The sequence below is a fragment of the Acidobacteriota bacterium genome, from assembly GCA_016196035.1.
In the GTDB taxonomy this organism is placed as follows: Bacteria; Acidobacteriota; Blastocatellia; order RBC074; family RBC074; genus JACPYM01.
Genome location: JACPYM010000068.1, coordinates 13,395 through 30,270 on the forward strand (window position 1 = coordinate 13,395; position 16,876 = coordinate 30,270).

Genomic DNA, 16,876 nt, shown 5'->3' on the forward strand with positions numbered 1-16,876 from the left:
CTCCTCTCGTTGAGACAGGCACCGCGTTTCAAGGCAGGCTTAACGCGATTAGTTCGTGCGGCCATTCGCGGTAACCGCAGGCGACGACAATGTATTGCTTCCCGCCCACTTGATACGTCATCGGCACGCCCATCACGTGCGCGGCCAGTTTGAATTCCCAGACCACTTTGCCAGTGGCTTTATCAAAGGCGCGGAAGAGAGGTTGCGCGCGCGGGTCGTGCGGCCCTTCGCCGACAAAGAGCAAGGTCTTGGTCAACAGCGGCCCGGCTCTGCCAACCGTGCCGAGCGGGCCGACATCCATATTCGCCACTCCCATCGCGCGCAACTTCTCGTTCACTTGTTGCCGCGCCCCATCGCCGTTGGGCGTCATCCAGATGATAGCGCCTTTGTTCAGGTTATACGCCGTGATGCGTCCATAGGGCGGTTTGACCAGCGGCAACCCGCGCGGCCCTACGAGTGGCACATCGCCGCTGGTCAGCTCATATTCGAAATCAGATTCGCGCTTTCGTTTGCCCAGCGTCAGCGGCGTCGGGTGCGTGATCGAAGGCACGTAAAGCCAGCCCGTTTCCGGGTCTACGGCTGCTCCGCCCCAATTCGCACCCCCGACGACGCCGGGCATCATGATCGTGGGCTTGTCGGCAATCGGCGTGAAGAGTGGCCCGGACTCAAACTTCCTGAAGGTCTCCAACGCCTCGGCGCGCAATTCAGGCGTGTAGTCAATCAAATCGTCTGCGGTCGCGCCTTGTCGCTCGAAGGCTGGCAGTTTGGTTTGAAAGGGCTGGGTCGCCGCAGTCTTTTCGGTCGGCAATTTCGATTGCGGTACCGGACGCTCTTCAATCGGCCAGACGGGTTTGCCGGTGACGCGATCAAAGACGAAAAGCAAGCCGTGTTTCGTGACTTGCGCGACGGCCTTCAGGCGGCGGCCATTAACTTTGAGGTCGAGCAAATTCGGCGCGGCAGGCAAGTCGTAATCCCAGATGCCGTGATGCACCAGTTGATAATGCCAGATGCGTTTGCCCGTTTTGGCGTCGAGGCACACCAGGCTTTCGCCAAACAACCCATTGCCCGGACGTTCGCCGCCATAAAAATTATTGGTCGGCGTGCTGACGGGCAGATAGACATAACCGAGTTCATCATCGGCGCTCATCGGCGCCCAGACGTTGGCATTGCCCGTGTACTGCCACGAATCGTTGAGCCAGGTTTCGACGCCGAATTCGCCCGCCTGCGGCACGGTGTGAAACGTCCAGAGCAGCTTGCCCGTGCGCGCATCGAAGCCACGCACATCGCCCGGCGGCATCGCGCGCGTCGTGCTGCGGTCTTTGATGTAGCTGCCGACGATGACGACATCGCGCACCACCAGCGGCGGCGAAGTGCAGCTATACAAATCCGCCGAACCTTTGACGGCGCGCGCCAGCCCCACCGTGCGCAGATCAACTGCGCCGTTCTCGCCAAACTGCGCGAGCGGCTTGCCGGTCTTGGCGTCAAGCGCCAGCAAGCGGCTGTCACCAGTGGCAAAGAAAATCCGTTCGTCCTGCCCGGCGCGCCAATACGCCACGCCGCGCGTCTGAAAGCCTTTGATCGTCGGCCATTTCACGCGCCACGCTTCAGGATCATGCACCCACAGCGTCTTGCCCGTCGCTGCGTCAATGGCCGCGACCTGCGACATCGCGGTACTGGTGTAAAGCACGCCGCCGACCATCAGCGGCGTGACTTGAAATTCGCCGGGTTGCAAGGAGCTGTCGCGTTTGAGGATTGCGCCGTCGGGCGATTCCCAACGCCACGCGATGCGCAGCTTGTTGACGTTCGCGGCATTGATTTGGGCCAGCGGTGAATACTTGGCGGCACGGTTGTCGCCGCCATACGCGGGCCATTCTTCGGGCTTGGCTTGGCTGGTTTTGGATTGCGCCGCGACCAACGCCGCACCCGCTAGCATCACGCTCAGCACCATACTCAATCTGCTTCGCCAATGTTCTGAACGTTGCATAAACACGCCTCTCGCTGGTCGTTGTTATCCCGCTTTCGGCAATTCGCGCGGCTTGCCCGGCTCGCCTTCTTTCGCCAACCCCAAATCGAAATAGATCGCATTGGCGAGGTCGAGCATCCGTTGATTATGCGGCAGCGAACCTGGCATGCCATTCAAGACATACGCCGCGACCAAGCCGTATTCAGGATCGCAGAAGCCCACCGAGGATTGCGCGCCTGCGTGGCCGAACGCGCGCGGCGAGCAATGATTGCCGTACAGAAAGGCATCCACGATGAAACCCAGCCCCCAGTCAATCACGATGTTGAAGGTTTGATCGAGCATGCCGGTGCGGTGACGCGCAGTGATGGCTTCGACCGTTTGCGGCGACAGAATGCGCTTGCCATTGAGCGTGCCGCGCTTGAGCAGCATTTCGTAAAAGCGCCCCAACTCGCGCATCGGGCCGCGTCCGCCCGCGCCGGGGCTGCAATCAGTGTTAAAGGCCTCGCCGTTGGGAACCGGCGTCGCACGCATTTCCGCACCGCGTGGCGTGGCGTGCATCCAGCCGATGCGGTTGCCATACGCTTTGAAACGTTCGACGGGCATGCCGATCCAGCAATCGTTCATGCCAAGCGGCAGAAAAATCTCTTCGCGCACGTAATCCGAAAACTTCTTGCCGCTCACGCGCTGCACCAATTCGCCCAAGATGAACCAGCCCGACGTCGGGTGGTAGCCAGCCTTTTTGCCCGGCACCCAGCCCGCTTCGAGTTCGGCCTGATAAATCTGCTTCAGGTTGTCGGCCATCGAGCGCCCCAACGATTGATTGCCGCCATCGGCCAGCCGAAAGCCACCGCGATGCGTCAGGACATGGCGAATCGTGATGGCTTCTTTGCCGCGATTGCCGAATTCGGGAATGTATTTGGCGACGGGATCATCCAACTCGAATTTGCTGCGCTCCCATTGCTGCGCGACGGCGACGGCGGTGATGGCTTTGGTTGAAGAAAACCAGATCATCATCGTGTCCGTCGCCATCGGCACATCGGCGCGCGACTGCCCCAGCGCAAAATCGGCCAGCGGTTGGCCGTGCCGCGAGAGATAAAGCTGGCTGCCGATTTGCACTTTGTCCTGCTGCAATTTTTCGAGCAGGGCGACCGTGCGCGGCAACGTTTGTTTGGGTTCCGCTAGCTTGGGGTTCGCGGTGATAGCTGATGATGTTTGCGCCCGCAACTTAGCAGGCAACAAATGGAAGCCCAGCGCCCCGCCCGCCAGTCCGAGCAGCGCACGACGCGCTGGCTGCAAGGGATTGTCATTAACTTTGCGCTTCATTCGATCTTGCTCCTCTCAAATGCAAAGCTTCAATTTGACGCCGTCCAGCACGACTTCAAATACTTCGCCGGTGGGGCGGCAGGGCCACAGCGGTTGTTTCATGCGCGCGTTCCAAGCGGCGAGTTCCTGCTTCAGTGCGGTGACGACGGCGGGGTATTTCTCAGCGACGTTTTGTTGTTCACCAACATCTTTCGACAAATCGTATAGCCAGAAATGATCGCCGCCCTTGAACAGCTTCCAGTTCCCTTTGCGCACTGCCGCGTTGTCGCCATTGCGCCAGCAGAGCACATCGTGCGGTGCGGTTTTCTTTTTGCCGGTCAAATAGGGCAACAAGTCCAAGCCGTCGTATGCGCGGTCAGCAGGCATTTTCGCGCCTGCCAGGGCCACGGCGGTGGGAAACAGATCGAGCGAACTGATCGGCTTGTCGTAAACGCTGCCCGCTTTGATTCGGCCCGGAAAGCGGATGGCAAACGGCACGCGGAAGCCGCCTTCAAAATGCGTGAGCTTGCCCAGTCGCAACGGATCGTTCGTACAAGCGCCCGTGTACGTCGCGCAGCCGTTGTCGCTCAGAAAGACGACCAGCGTGTCTTTCTCCAAACCGGTTTCGCGCAGCTTGTTGAGGATGGCGCCGACGGCATCATCCAAGGCGCTGACCATCGCCATGTAAATGCGGCGCTTTTCGTCTTTCACGTGCGGGAAGCGGTCGAGGTATTTTTGCGTCGCCTGCAAGGGCGTGTGCGGCGCATTGAACGGCGCGTACAAAAAAAACGGTTCATTGCGATGCCGTTCGATAAAGGCGACGGATTCACGCGCAAAGGCTTCGGTCAGATATTCTTTTTCTTCGACCACCGTTTGGCCGCGCACGATGGGGTTGCGCGCGGTGCGAATTTTGACGCCGACGCCTTCTGGGTCGGCAGATTTCACGCCCGGCTGATCGGGGTCAATGTACATATTCGCGCCGAAGAGAAAGCCGAAGTATTCATCAAAGCCGCGCTTCTGTGGATGAAACTTTTCGTGCATTCCCAGGTGCCATTTGCCGACCATCCCGGTCGCATAGCCCGCCTGCTTCAACACTTGCGCCAACGTGATTTCAGAAGTCGGCAGGCCCATCTCCGGCTCAGCCAGCGCGCGTTGCAACGGCCCGGTGTTAAACTCAAAGCCAAAGCGTTGCTGATAGCGGCCCGTCAGCAAGCCCGCGCGCGACGGGCTGCACACGGGCGAACTGACGTACCCATTCGTAAACTTCACGCCTGCCTTTGCAACCGAATCAATGTTCGGCGTCGGGATGTCGCGGCAGCCGTACATGCTCACATCGCAATAGCCCAGATCATCGCCCAGGATAAACACGATGTTCGGTTTGCGTGGCGCTGGCCTGCCCGCTTGGCGCGGCGCGACGGGCGCTGCGAGCGTGAGCGTTAAGACAGCGAGAAAAAACAGTTTGAGCAATCGCATGGGATGACCTCAGTTCACGCGCTGCACCGCAGGCGGTTGGTAACTATTGTTGAGCAACTCAGGTTTCGGCAGATAGGCGCGCAAACTCAGGTTGAAATCGCCTTTGGGCGCGGGCAGCCAATTGGTTTCGTGTCCGGCGGGCGCTTCGTTCTGCAAATAAATCGTCAGCCCGCCATCCGCGTCGTATTGCAACCCGCGCGTGCGGTCGCCAATGGCAAAACGGTTGAGGGGGTTTTCGATGAAGAAGAAATCCGCCGCATAGAGCGTCAACGACCAGAATTCGTGCGCGGGCGGCAACTGGCCTTTGGCAAAGCGCAACACGTATTCGTGCGCGCCGTTGAGCGGCTGCCCTGCGCCATCCACATCGGTCGTCAGGTAGGCGGCCTCTGCCGGGATGAGTTGCCCAATGCCTTTTTCCGTCACAAAGGCGCGGAACAGATATTCATCGCCGAAGGTGCCGCCTTTGGTCACGACCAGCCAGCCATTTACCCGCTTCAACGCTTGATCGGCGCGCGAGGCAGTGATGATTTGCCGCGCCGCTGGAATGGCCCGTTGCAAACCCGCCTTCGTCGCTTCGTCGAGTTGTGCCGGGACAAACCCGTCTTTAACGCTCAAGCCAATCAGCGCGAATTGATCGAGCAAGGCGGCATCGGTGGCGGGCGGCGGATTGCGTTGCAGCAACGCGCCGAGCTGCTCAAAGAAGGCCAGCGGCGCGCGCGCCTGCGCGGCGGGTGCGGATGATTTTGCAGGCGGCGTCTGGCTAGGCGTTTTGCTCTGCCACTGGCTGAGTGTTTGCAGCTTGATGCCTTCCTGCAACGCGATCACGCCCGGCCAATCTTTTTCGTCGGCGATTAAGGCGCGCACGAGCAGCCAAACCGAATTGGTCGGCGCGGGAATGCGCGTGAGGCCTTTGGGAATTGTGCCTTTCCAGTTCGGCCCGGTGAGCAGGTAATCCGCTGCCGCGTCGCGCGTGTTGCGTTTGCTGAGCACGTGGAAATTGTTCGTCCAGGCGTCATAAAACGCATAGCTGCAATACCGCCCTTTGGTCACGGGCGTGTGCAACACCAGCGGTTCCTGCGCCAAGTCGAGCCAGGCGCTGGAATACACCGTGTCATTGTTGGGCGAAACGACGACGCGGTCTTGCTGCGTTTGCAAGCGGCGGCGATGACGAAACTCATTCGGACTGACATTCGATTGCTGCATGGATTGCTGGCGCACCTGCTCCATTTTGACCAGTGGAAACCCGTAAATGTACGCCAACACGCCCAGCGCATACGCCAATTGCTCGCGCGCCTTAAATTGTTCGCTGCCGGTGTCGCTGTTTTTTGCTTGTTGCGCCCGCACGCCAAAGGGCGCGCCGCACAACAACAAGCTGCAAAACAAAAGCAAGTTTCTCATTGTGTTTTTCATTGTGTTTTACGGGGCAAAGGCTGAAGCAATTTGTGCAGAGCGGCTGTCCACTCCGCCACGTTCTTGACGGTATCCAACCGCTCAACCATCTCGATGACTTGTTGGCGCGTGCTCACCGTCAGCCGCTCGCGCGTCAGCGCCGCAAATTTCGCCATCCGCATTTCCTGCATCACCGGTTCCGGCTTCTCGCCGTGGCTATATTTGAAGGGCGCGCTAAGGGTGCGACCAGCGCGCAGCACCAGCTTGACGGCGAAGTCATCGGTGGGCGCGACCAATTCGTAGCCAGTTTTAGCCGCCAACGCCAAAACCGCCTTGTCCTGTAGAGCGGCGGGCGTGAAGTCGTAAACCGAGGCCGAGCCGCGTTGCAGAAACAGCGCAATCGAATAGTTCATATTCAACTGCGCGCCGACGATGGTGGGCGGCGGCTCGAAATGCAGAATCTTTTGCACGAACGGCGAATCCAGCGGCCATTCGCGGACAATCACGAAGCGTTCGATGTCGGCGGGTTGGAGTTTTTCGCGTTGGTAAACGGGCGCGAGCGCATCCAGAAACGGGCCAATCGAAGACGACGTCGAAGTGAATTTCGGATAGACGTAAAGCGGCCCTTCAAATTGCCGCAGGTCGCGTTTCAGCGCGGCGTAATCAGGCTTGCGCCCCGTCTCGCGCAGATAACTCGGCAACAACCCGCTCGCGCCTTCGACAATGTGGCGCGGCCCTTCATAGCCTTTGGCGGCCAGTTGCGCCGACTCGACGCCCATGCGCACGGTGCGCGCAACGTGCAGTTTCTTCTCTTCGGTCTGATCGAAGTAATACTGAAACAGTCCGCCGCCACCTGCGATGCCCAAACCCAGCGCCCACAGCGTCTGTTGCGCATTCAGTTTCATCAGCTTCGCCGTGGCGGCTGCCGTCCCGCCGCCGCCCACCACCGACGAAGGCATAAAACCCAGCCCCTGCAACCGATCAAGCTGCGCGGCCAGGCGGCCATTGACCGTGTAGGCAAGCGCCGTCGCCAGCAACAAATCGCGGCCCGTGGCTTGGGTGTATTCGGCCACACTCAACGGCGCGGGCAACGACACGCACGAAGGGCGATAGTTGCTGCGAAAATCGCTGTCATCAATCTCGTTGCCGTGAATCAAAAAAGCGTTGCAGGCGGCGGCAGTTTCCAGCGGCAACTTACGCCCATAGCCCCACACGGTCGCTTCCGCCGGGCCTGCGTTGCGGAATTGGCGGTCGAGGTAGCTGCGCAGTTCCGGCAAGGTGGAGGTGTGCACGATGACGCCCAGGTTATCGAGGATGCAAAGTTTCGTTCGTTGAAGGACTTCGGCGGAAAGGTCTTCGTAACGCGCGTTGGCGATCGCGTCGGCCCACACGGTGGTCACGCTTGATGCGTTCTGTGTCTGTGCCCAAGCTGTCTTTGCTACACCTGCGCCGAGCACGGCGGCGTGGGCGGCTTTGAGCCAAGCACGACGCGAAAGGCGTTCGCCCCTGGTTGCGTGTTGTTGCGTTTGCGCGAGGGAGAATCCGTCTTCTTTGTGCATCAGGCTTTGTTCCGTTTAGCGTTCGGGCACGCCCCATTGTTTCTTGAGCGGCGCGATGCGTTGCTTCAAATTTTCCACTTCAGGATCGGGCGGCGGCGGATTGAGCGTGCGCGACAGAAACTCCAGCCCTTCCATAATGCGGCCCCGCATCGTGCGCCCGACGTGATCGGCCCCGCGCACGAGATGATATTCGTGTTTGAGCTGCTGATCCCACAAAACGCGATGCAAAAACTCCGCCGCTTCGTGCAGGTTTAAGCTGTCTTCATCGCCGACCTCCAGATAAATTCCGAGGTTGGCGGCGCGCAGCTTGTCCGCTTTGGCGCTGACAATCGAAGCTGGATTGTTCGCCTCCCACCAAGCTTCGTCGAACGGTTTGCCGAAAATCATCTCCATCAAATCCTGTCCGCGATAGAAACGGTTGCGCGGTTTGACGTCTTTCCACTTCAGCGCCGGATCAATGCCCGGTTCAAGCGCCGCCAACGCCGCGAATTTCTCCGGGTACTTGAAGCCAAAGCGCAACGCGCCCATCCCGCCCATCGAAATGCCCATTACCAGTGTGCCTTGTCGCGCCTTGGTGACTTTGAATTTCTCGCGCAGATGATTGAGGAAGTCCGTGACGACAAAGGTTTCCCAGCGCTGCGAGCCGTCCTTGTAATCCATATAAAACGACCGCCCCGCGCTGGGCGTCACGACAACCATTGGCGGCAACGTGCCTGCTTTCCAGAGTTCGTCAAAAATGGAGCGGGAGCGCGTCAGAAAGTTGCGGTCGCCACCACCACCGTGCAAAAACAACAGCAGCGGCAACGGCTCTTTGGCTGCGTCGTAACCATCTGGCAACAGCACGTTGTATTCGACTGGCTGCGGCAGCAGCTTGCTTTCCAGTTTGCCTTCGACCAATTGACTGGCCATTACGGCAGGCGCAAGCCAGCCACAGAACAACAGATAAACGCTTAAGCGCACGAATAGACGTTGTTGCATCGGTTCCTCTCTGGCGTTCGTGCGTTGGCACGGACGCATTGCTCGCTTTCAAAAATAGAGCTTCAAGGCGAACTGCATTTGCCGCGCATCTTCCGCCGCCAGCAGCCGCCCAAAGTTCGCCGCGCCCAGAATGGTCACCGGGGCCGTGAAATTCGCCCGGTTGAAAAGGTTGAACGCCTCGACGCGGAATTGCAGCCGCATGGTTTCGGCGAATTTGAAATTACGCTGCAACGACAGATTCGTGCTGAGATAACCCGGTCCGCGCAGATTCGCGAAGGTGCGCGGCGCATTGCCGAAGGTGTATTGCGGCGGGGTCTGAAAGGCGGCGGCGTTGAACCACTGCAACGTTTCCTTGCGTTGCGCCGCGTCGGCAATCACCGGGTCAGCCACCAGATTCGGACGCAAGCCAATGAAAGACAGCCCTTGCAGGCCGGCGTTGACCGCCGAGATGCTCAGCGGCAGTCCCGTCTGTGCCTGTACGATGCCATTGACGCCCCAACCACCAACAAGCTGACCGACAACGCCGTTTTTCAGCACGCGCCCGTCATAGCCAAACGGCAGCTTCCAGGTCACGTTGCCGATCAAGCGCTGCCGCACATCGAAGGTCGAAAGCGCCTTGTTCGCGCGGCGGTTGTAGTAATCCTGATAGTTCGGCACCTGAATCGTCGCGCCGGCGGAAACGCCGGAGATGTCGTCAATCGTCTTCGCAAAGGTGTAGCCCGCCGTGAAAAGCAGCCCATCGCTGAAACGCCGCTCCAGCCGCAATTGCAAAGCGTGGTAGGTCGCATGCGCTTCATTCATGTTGTAGGACACGACGTTGCCGAACTGCGGATAAGGCCGCAGCAATTGCCCCACCGTCACCGTCGCGCGGCCCAAAATCGAAGTTGCCGCCGGGCGTTGTTCGACCGGCAAAGTCAGGAAGGGATTGGCAACCGTCGTGTTGAGAATGGTCGCGCCCAGCGCCTGCACTTCGGGCGTCAATTGATTGATGTCCGTCGGGCCGGAGAGCAGGCCGATGCTGGCGCTGCCCGCGTAAGCGGCTTGCGCTTTCAAATGCCAGGGCAGTTCGCGTTGCAGGCTCAAATTCCATTGCCCGATTTTCGGCTGATAGATGTTGCGCACCTTCACCGGCAACGTCTGCTGGCCGTAGCCGTACAACGCGCCCGGAAACGCCGCCGGAACCTGCACGATACCGTTCGGGAAAGGATTGCTCAGACTGGTGCCGGGCGTGGGCGTCACATTGTCGAGCGTCGCAATGAAGGGCGTTTCGGCAATGTCGGAAAGCGCGTAGGTTTGCGTCGCAAAGCCGCCGCCTGAATTGGACGAATAGAAAATGCCGCCACCCGCCCGCAACACGGTTCGGTCATCCAGTTTGAAGGCCAGCCCCACGCGCGGCCCCCAGTTGTTCAAATCGCGGTCATATTGTTCGCGGTCGCTGACGCCGTTGCGTCCGACCGGCGTCACGATGCCGCGCAGTGGTAGCGTCCGCGTGCCCAAATTGGTCGTCGCCGGGAAATTGACCATCAGATTGCTGACCGGAAATTGTCCGCTCAGATCAAGGTTGGTCAGCCGGTTAAAACGTTCGGTGTTGCCCAGGTCAACTTCCCAGCGCAGCCCCAGATTGAGCGTCAAACGGCTGTTGACCTTCCAATCGTCTTGCGCAAAGAACGCGTAATAGAGGCTCTGCACCGCCGGTTGCGGCACAATCGCCAGCCGCCCGACGTTCGGATTGCCCAGCAGCAACGACGCCACGGCATCGCCCGATTGCGTATCGTTCGCCGTGCGCGCCGTGAACGCGCGCGTGAACGTGAAGTTGCCCGCCGGATCGTCAGGCCGCGTGTTGTAAATGCGATAGGCGCGTTGATTCGCGCCGAACTTCCAGGCATGCGCGCCCAGCAACAGGCTGACATCCTGGTTCAAACTGAAGGTGTCTTGAATGTTGCGCGTGTTGCCGAAATTGCGCGTCGGGCCGAGCGCGCTATACCCATTGACCGTGAACGACGGAAAGACATGGGCATCGCCCGAGGCGTTGGCCAGATAAGCCGGGAAGCCCAGCGAGGCCGGATCGAAACCATCGGAATAGGTGGTGCTGGTCGCCACCGATTCGGTCACGCCCGCATTGCTATGCACCACGACGCGCGGCGAAACCGTCCAGACATAATCCACCACGGCGGAACTCGGCCTCGATCTGAGCACGGGACTGGCCTGCGTGCCCGCCAGACTGCCGGGAAACGGCCCGGCGTTGAAGGAAGAAGACATGTCTTTGATGACGCGCACATAAACCAGATGATTCTGTGAGAGGTTGTAATCCAGCCGCGCGACGACCTGATTTTCATTGCTCGTGACCGGCGAATTGACGACATAGTTGCTGGTGAAGCCGGCCCGGTTCGGCAACGGATAAGCGGCGATCACGTTGCGTCCGACGCTGTTCTGACGCGCCGCTGGAATCACATTATTGGCAAAGACGATGCGTGAACCAGCGCCCGGCTGCCCGGCGGCCACCAGCGCGCCCGGCACATAAATCATGCCCACCCGCGCCGGCAGTAACACACCCGCGGTGTCGCGCACCGTCACATTCGGAATGGCCGCGCCCAGCAATTCAGAGAAATCACCTTCGCGTTGTTTCAAGGTCGCCACATTCGACTGGCGCAACCGCGCTTGCCGCACGCGCAACCCTTCGTAGTTGAAAAAGAAAAACAACTTGTCGAGCTTCTTCACCGACGGCCCGCCCGTGCCGAAACGCGGCAGGTACACCGGCCCGCCCAGGTTGCCGCCGAACTGGTTGAAGCGGAACTTCTCTTTTTGCGAACCCGTCTGATTGACGAAGAAGTTGGCCGCATCCAGCGCGTCGTTGCGCAAAAATTCAAACAACGTCCCGCGCAGCTTCGTGCTGCCGGAGCGCACGGAGAAGTTGAGCGAACCGCCGCCTGTGCGCCCGTATTCCGCCGCGTATGAGTTGGTGATGATGCGGAATTCCTGAATCGCTTCGGGCGACGGGCGGAACGAGGGCAGATTGTCGGCTTTGTTGGTGATGGGCACGCCATCCACCACGATCTCGTTGGTCAGGGTGCGCCCGCCATTGATGGAAAGTTCGCCCACGCCGCCCGCGCTCAAGGCGGGCGTGGCACTGCGCGAGCCGGGCGAACTGCTGACGCCGGCTTCGAGTTGCGCCAGTTGAAAGACGTTGCGGCCATTGAGCGGCAAATCGTCAATTTGGGTGCGCCCCACGACGCCGCCCAGTGAACCGCTGGCCGTGTCGAGTTGCAGCAGGTTTTGGCTGGCCGCGACGGTGATGGTTTCGCTGATGTTGCCGGGTTCCAGCGCGATGTTGAGTTCGGCGTTTTGCGCGACGGCCAGCTCCAGGCGTTCCAGCTTGTAGCCTTTGAAGCCCTGCGCCTGCGCCTCCAGCGAATAGGCGCCGGGTTCGAGGAAGGTGAAGGTATATTGCCCATCACCTCTGACCGCGAAGGTTCGTTTCAGCCCGGTCGCCGCCTGTGTCAACGTCACGGTCGCGCCCGGCGTGACGTTCCCGCCGCCGTCCACCACCGTCCCCCGCAGCGTGGCCGTGGCAGTTTGCGCCAGCGCCGCGCCGCTCAAGACCATCAGCCAGAATGCCGTAAGGCGGGCCAATCTATTCAGTTTAGGCATGTTGATGAAACCTCCTGAAAGCTATTTCCGGCTGCGTTGCGCAGCTTTCACCGGATGACTGTTGCCGCGCCGCGCCGTGGTTGCGGGTGGCGCGACGGTGCGCAAGGGCGCGCGCGTCTTGGGGCGCAAAAGCCCCGTCAGCGCGGCTTTGGTGAATTCTTCGATCACTTGTGCGCGCGTCAAACGGCCCGCCGAACTGTACCAGCGGGCCAGCCATTGCAATTGCCCGATCAGATTGTGCGTGGCGACGGTGACATCCAAATCGTGCAGCTTGCCCTCGTGCTTGAGCCGTTCGACGATGGCCCGCACGAATTTGTAATAGCGCGTGCGGCGGGCGGCGATGAGCTGGCGATCAGCCACGGTCAGCCCGGCGCTTTCATCCAGCAGAATCGTCATCTCGATGCCTTTATCAATGATGAGCTGGGTGTGCAGCTTGAGCACCGCGCGCAACTGCTGCTCCGCATCCGCCAAGGACTCTGCCGGTTGCTGCACTTCCAGTTCCAGCATATCCAGCGCATAGCTCATGACTTTGAAGAGCAAACTCTTTTTGCCGTCAATGTAGTGATACAAGCCGCCTTTGGTAATGCCGACAGCATCCGCAATTTCGTTCAGCGAGGTCGCGTCATACCCCTTTTCATGAATCACCCGCGCCGCCGTTCGATAGATCAACAGCAAACGCTCATCTTCTCCCAGCCGGGATAGTTTGATGGGCACTTTTGCGTCTATGGCTAATTTGGTTCCTTGCAAGTTTTACCTCATTGCGCCGGAGATTTTTGGTAAGGCGGTTTAGACCGGATTGCAGATCGGTGTACGGGGAAAAGCGTGCGGCGGGACAGTACCGCGCGCGTCAGCAAGCGGTGCATCAGCGTTGGCGGGATGAGCTACAGATCAAGCCTCCGCTTGCTGACGCGCGCGGTACTGTCCCCACCGACGCCGCCCATACATTCATTTGCAAACCGATCTAAGTTTTCGTTTCTACCGGACGGTCGAAACATCCCGACCGGTCGGTAGAAATAAACCTAAACACGGATTTCGTCAAGCTGGCGCAGACGCACCTGGGCTCTTGCAAGGTCGTCAGCAAGAGCATTTGAATGGATTGGCTGGATTCTGATTCCTGATTCCTGACTCCTGGTAGCTCGAAAATCCTGGCTGATTTTCGAGCTACCAGGAGTCAGGGGTCAGCGGAGCGTCCGCCGCGCTACCAACGATAACGCCCTGACGCTAACAAAGACGCGGCCACACGCCGCCGGGCGGCAATCGTATTGAGCGGACGTACCGCCGCCAGGCGCGCCAACACCTCAGACAATTCGACCGCGCCTTCCAATGTGGCTGCCAAGCTCCGCGCATTCAGCGCGATGCGTTCGGCGGCGTCATTGGCGTAAATGCACGTCAACTCCAACGGGAACTCCCGCCGGTCTTCGGCAAATTTCTGCGTGCGCAGGCAGGCGCTTTCCAGCGCGTAGGTCTCGGCCACGATGTCCGCCACCAAGCCCAGCACTTCCTGCTCTTCAGCTAATTGATCGCCAAAGGCGCGCGCCACCGCGTCCAGCACCAACAGCGATGTGCGCTTGGCCTGCGTCAGCACTTGTTGCACATACACCAAGCCCGCACAGGCGGCGGCTGGTTCAGTCGCGCCCGCCAGGATTTGGCCAGTCAGGATTTGGGCGGCCCGCTCGCGCAACGGCCACTGGCCGCGGGCTTTCAACAGCCGCGTGGCAATGATGACGCGGTTGATCTCGTTGGTGCCTTCATAGATGCGCGTGATGCGGGCATCACGGTACGCGCGCTCGGCGGGGTAGTCTTTGGAATAACCATAGCCGCCAAACACCTGCACCGTTTCGTCAACGACGTAACCCAACGCCTCGCTCGTCCAGATTTTGTTGATCGAACATTCGACCGCGTATTGTTCGATGGCCTTGAGTGCCTGCAAGGGATCGTTGGCATCCACCGTTTCCAGCGCCTGATCCACCATGCCCAGGGTGCGCCAGACCAGCGCATCGCCGACATAACAGCGCACGGCCATTTCAGCCAGCTTGCGTTTGATCAAGCCAAAGCTCGCAATCGGTCTGCCGAATTGTTCGCGTTCTTTGCTGTAGGCAAGCGCGTTGTTCAAGGCCAATTTCGACTGGCCCAGATTGCGACCACCCAGTTTCAAGCGGCCCAGGTTCAGGATATTGAAGGCGACGACGTGCCCCTTCCCGATTTCGCTCAGCACGTTTTCGACGGGCACGCGGCAATCTTCCAGCATCAACGCCGTGGTTGAACTGCCATCCAGGCCCAGCTTTTTTTCTTCGTGACCGCTGACGACGCCGTGACCGCGTTCGACAATGAAGGCGGTGAATTTGTCGCCATCCACTTTGGCAAAAACGATGAACACATCGGCAAAGCCCCCGTTGGTGATCCACATCTTCTGCCCATTGAGAATGTAGTGCGTGCCGTCGGCGCTGAGCGTTGCTTTGGTTTTGGCCGAGAGCGCGTCTGAACCGGCGGAGGGTTCGGTCAGACAATACGCCGCGATCAATTCACCGGTCGCCAGCTTCGGCAGATATTTCTCGCGCTGGGCCGCCGTGCCGAAATAAACAATCGGCAGCGTGCCAATCGTCGTATGCGCGCCCAGGCTTGCGCCGAATGAGGGCAGCAGCGCGATGGCCTCGCCGACATAGGCCGAGCTGACTTTGTCCAAACCGAGGCCCCCATACGCTTCGGGAATGTCTATGCGCAACAGATCGAGTTCGCCGGCTTTGAGCAACAACGCGCGCGTGACGGCCCAGTCTTTGGCATAGATCTGCTCGGCGCGCGTAAGCACTTCCTTGCGCATGAATTCTTCGGCCACCCCCGCGAACATTTGCTGCTCTTCGCTGATGTCTTCGCGGGTGAAAACTTCGGCAGGTGTGCGATCTTCGTAAAGAAAGCTGCCACCTCGGATAACGGATGGGGTTGTACTTGTTTGCATTGAAATTGTGCCTTTCGAAAAGAGAGGATGGCAGTCACTGAACAATCGCAGGTAGTGGCGAAATCCGGTAGTGTCCTAAAGTTGTGTTGCCAGCGAGTGCAAGATGTTTTCCCACGAAGCCACACGAAGAAAACACGAAGATGCTTGGCGTTCTTCGTGTTTTCTTCGTGTGGCTTCGTGGGAAAACATCTTGTTTTAGGCAGCAGCACAGGCATAGGACACAACTCGAAATCCGGTGGGGTGCGACAGAAACCCGCGCGTCAGCTAGGGCTTCTGTCACGGAACCAACCCCGCATCCCACTCGATATGCAACGCTCCGGCCAACGAAAAATGTGGCGGCAACTGTCAGGTAATTGTTCTTCTGAACTGCGGAATGTCGCGGCCAGTATACGGGTCACCGCTCGTTGAAAGCCATACGGGCAACAACAAATTGCGATGCATAGTTTATCCGGGGTGGGTTCCCTGCTTATCCGGGGTGGGTTCCCTGCTGCACATTTAGTCGGCAAGAACACACAATCAGTAGATCGGTTATCAGACGCCTGTCTCGACGAAGTATGCACAGTTATTCCAACTCTGCGCCATGTGTTTTCATTCCCTTCGCATCATCGAATGGCTACTCAAAATGACACTGAGCGGTGTATGGGAAACGGGAGGGACAATTTGGCAAATCGTCCCACACGCGCAGCGCGCCCGACCGGCTACCTCGTATACTCAAGGGCCAACCGCTCTAATAAACGTGCAGGTGATAGGCAAAGAAAAGCGCGATGCCGAAAAGCACGGCGCCCAAAATAATCCACCAATGAACCGCTCTGGTTTTGCCGAGTACCTGGGTTTTCATAACTTCCTCCCTTGCCGGTTGCCTTCAATCCCATTGCTGACCGGCCTCATTGCTGACTGGCTTGCCAAGCTGTGCCCTCGGCGCACTCCGGATGCCCGCAATGACAGCCTCGCTCAGGGTTAGGCTCGGCCATTTCGCAAGCTTCAGAACAGAAGCCGGTGCTCAAATCCGCCGGGCAGTGACAAGTTGGATTTCCGCATTTATCGGTTGGTTCAATCATTTTGTTCTGCACTTAGTCACGTTGCCACCAAACGTGCGCCAGCTTGTTTTCGTGCGAAAAGTCATAGCGCACGTCGCCGTCATAGGCCTTCTCTAACGCGTGCCCTAAGCGTTGTGCCAGATGCTCGGTCGTAGTCTTGACGGTTAGCTTACCGGCTTCACTTTCATCCCAACCCATAATCCGCGCCAGTGGATTGTCTTCGGCGGCGCGCTCTGCCTCGCGGGTCAACAAGGTCTCCAGTTCCTGGCGATGCGCACTCAAAAAATGACCGGCCAAATGTACGTAGCCGCTCGGCAGTTCCGCTTGAATCACTTTGCAGGCCGGGCAGAGCGTGGTTTGCGCGGGCCGCACCTTTGGATGTTTGGCGCTGTCACGTTCCGGGTCGGGTTTGCTCCAACGCCGGTCGGCATAAACGTTGCCGCATACGCCGCAAACTGCCGGCTCTTGCGGCGCGCGGGGCGTCTGGTGTTGACCTGCCTCGTGGTCAACACGTTTGGTAAAGGTCTGATTGGTGTATGGTTTATTGCTTCGCATAAGTACCTCGCTTTCTCAA

Annotated in this window: 10 protein-coding genes; all 10 read right to left on the minus strand. The window is 59.2% G+C overall.

The genetic code is table 11. From position 1 onward, the window contains the following. Positions 1–28: 28 nt before the first annotated feature. On the minus strand, positions 29–1,984 hold the full coding sequence (locus tag HY011_21125; protein ID MBI3425433.1) for a pyrroloquinoline quinone-dependent dehydrogenase: 1,956 nt from the start codon (positions 1,982–1,984) through the stop codon (positions 29–31). Between the two features lie 24 nt (positions 1,985–2,008). Then, on the minus strand, positions 2,009–3,286 hold the full coding sequence (locus tag HY011_21130) for a beta-lactamase family protein (GenBank protein ID MBI3425434.1): 1,278 nt from the start codon (positions 3,284–3,286) through the stop codon (positions 2,009–2,011). Positions 3,287–3,301: 15 nt separating this feature from the next. Then, the gene (locus HY011_21135) at positions 3,302–4,738 is read right to left on the minus strand and encodes a sulfatase-like hydrolase/transferase (GenBank protein ID MBI3425435.1); all 1,437 of its coding nucleotides are present in this window, start codon (positions 4,736–4,738) and stop codon (positions 3,302–3,304) included. Between the two features lie 9 nt (positions 4,739–4,747). Then, positions 4,748–6,136: a DUF1254 domain-containing protein gene (locus tag HY011_21140; GenBank protein MBI3425436.1), complete on the minus strand. Its 1,389-nt coding sequence runs from the start codon at positions 6,134–6,136 to the stop codon at positions 4,748–4,750. Between the two features lie 8 nt (positions 6,137–6,144). Next, a complete protein-coding gene (locus HY011_21145; protein MBI3425437.1) occupies positions 6,145–7,686 on the minus strand; it encodes an MmgE/PrpD family protein in 1,542 nt (513 codons plus the stop codon). A 15-nt stretch (positions 7,687–7,701) separates the two neighbouring features. Beyond that, positions 7,702–8,664 (minus strand): alpha/beta hydrolase, encoded by a 963-nt coding sequence (locus HY011_21150; protein ID MBI3425438.1) that lies wholly within the window; start codon positions 8,662–8,664, stop codon positions 7,702–7,704. A 48-nt stretch (positions 8,665–8,712) separates the two neighbouring features. After that, positions 8,713–12,312, minus strand: a complete 3,600-nt coding sequence (locus HY011_21155; protein ID MBI3425439.1) for a TonB-dependent receptor — start codon at positions 12,310–12,312, stop codon at positions 8,713–8,715. Between the two features lie 21 nt (positions 12,313–12,333). Further along, positions 12,334–13,059 carry a TetR/AcrR family transcriptional regulator gene (locus tag HY011_21160; protein ID MBI3425440.1) on the minus strand — a complete coding sequence of 242 codons (726 nt, stop codon included), beginning with the start codon at positions 13,057–13,059 and terminating at the stop codon, positions 12,334–12,336. Between the two features lie 451 nt (positions 13,060–13,510). Beyond that, positions 13,511–15,265: an acyl-CoA dehydrogenase family protein gene (locus HY011_21165; GenBank protein MBI3425441.1), complete on the minus strand. Its 1,755-nt coding sequence runs from the start codon at positions 15,263–15,265 to the stop codon at positions 13,511–13,513. Between the two features lie 1,070 nt (positions 15,266–16,335). After that, positions 16,336–16,857 carry an ATPase gene (locus HY011_21170; GenBank protein MBI3425442.1) on the minus strand — a complete coding sequence of 174 codons (522 nt, stop codon included), beginning with the start codon at positions 16,855–16,857 and terminating at the stop codon, positions 16,336–16,338. Positions 16,858–16,876: the final 19 nt, after the last annotated feature.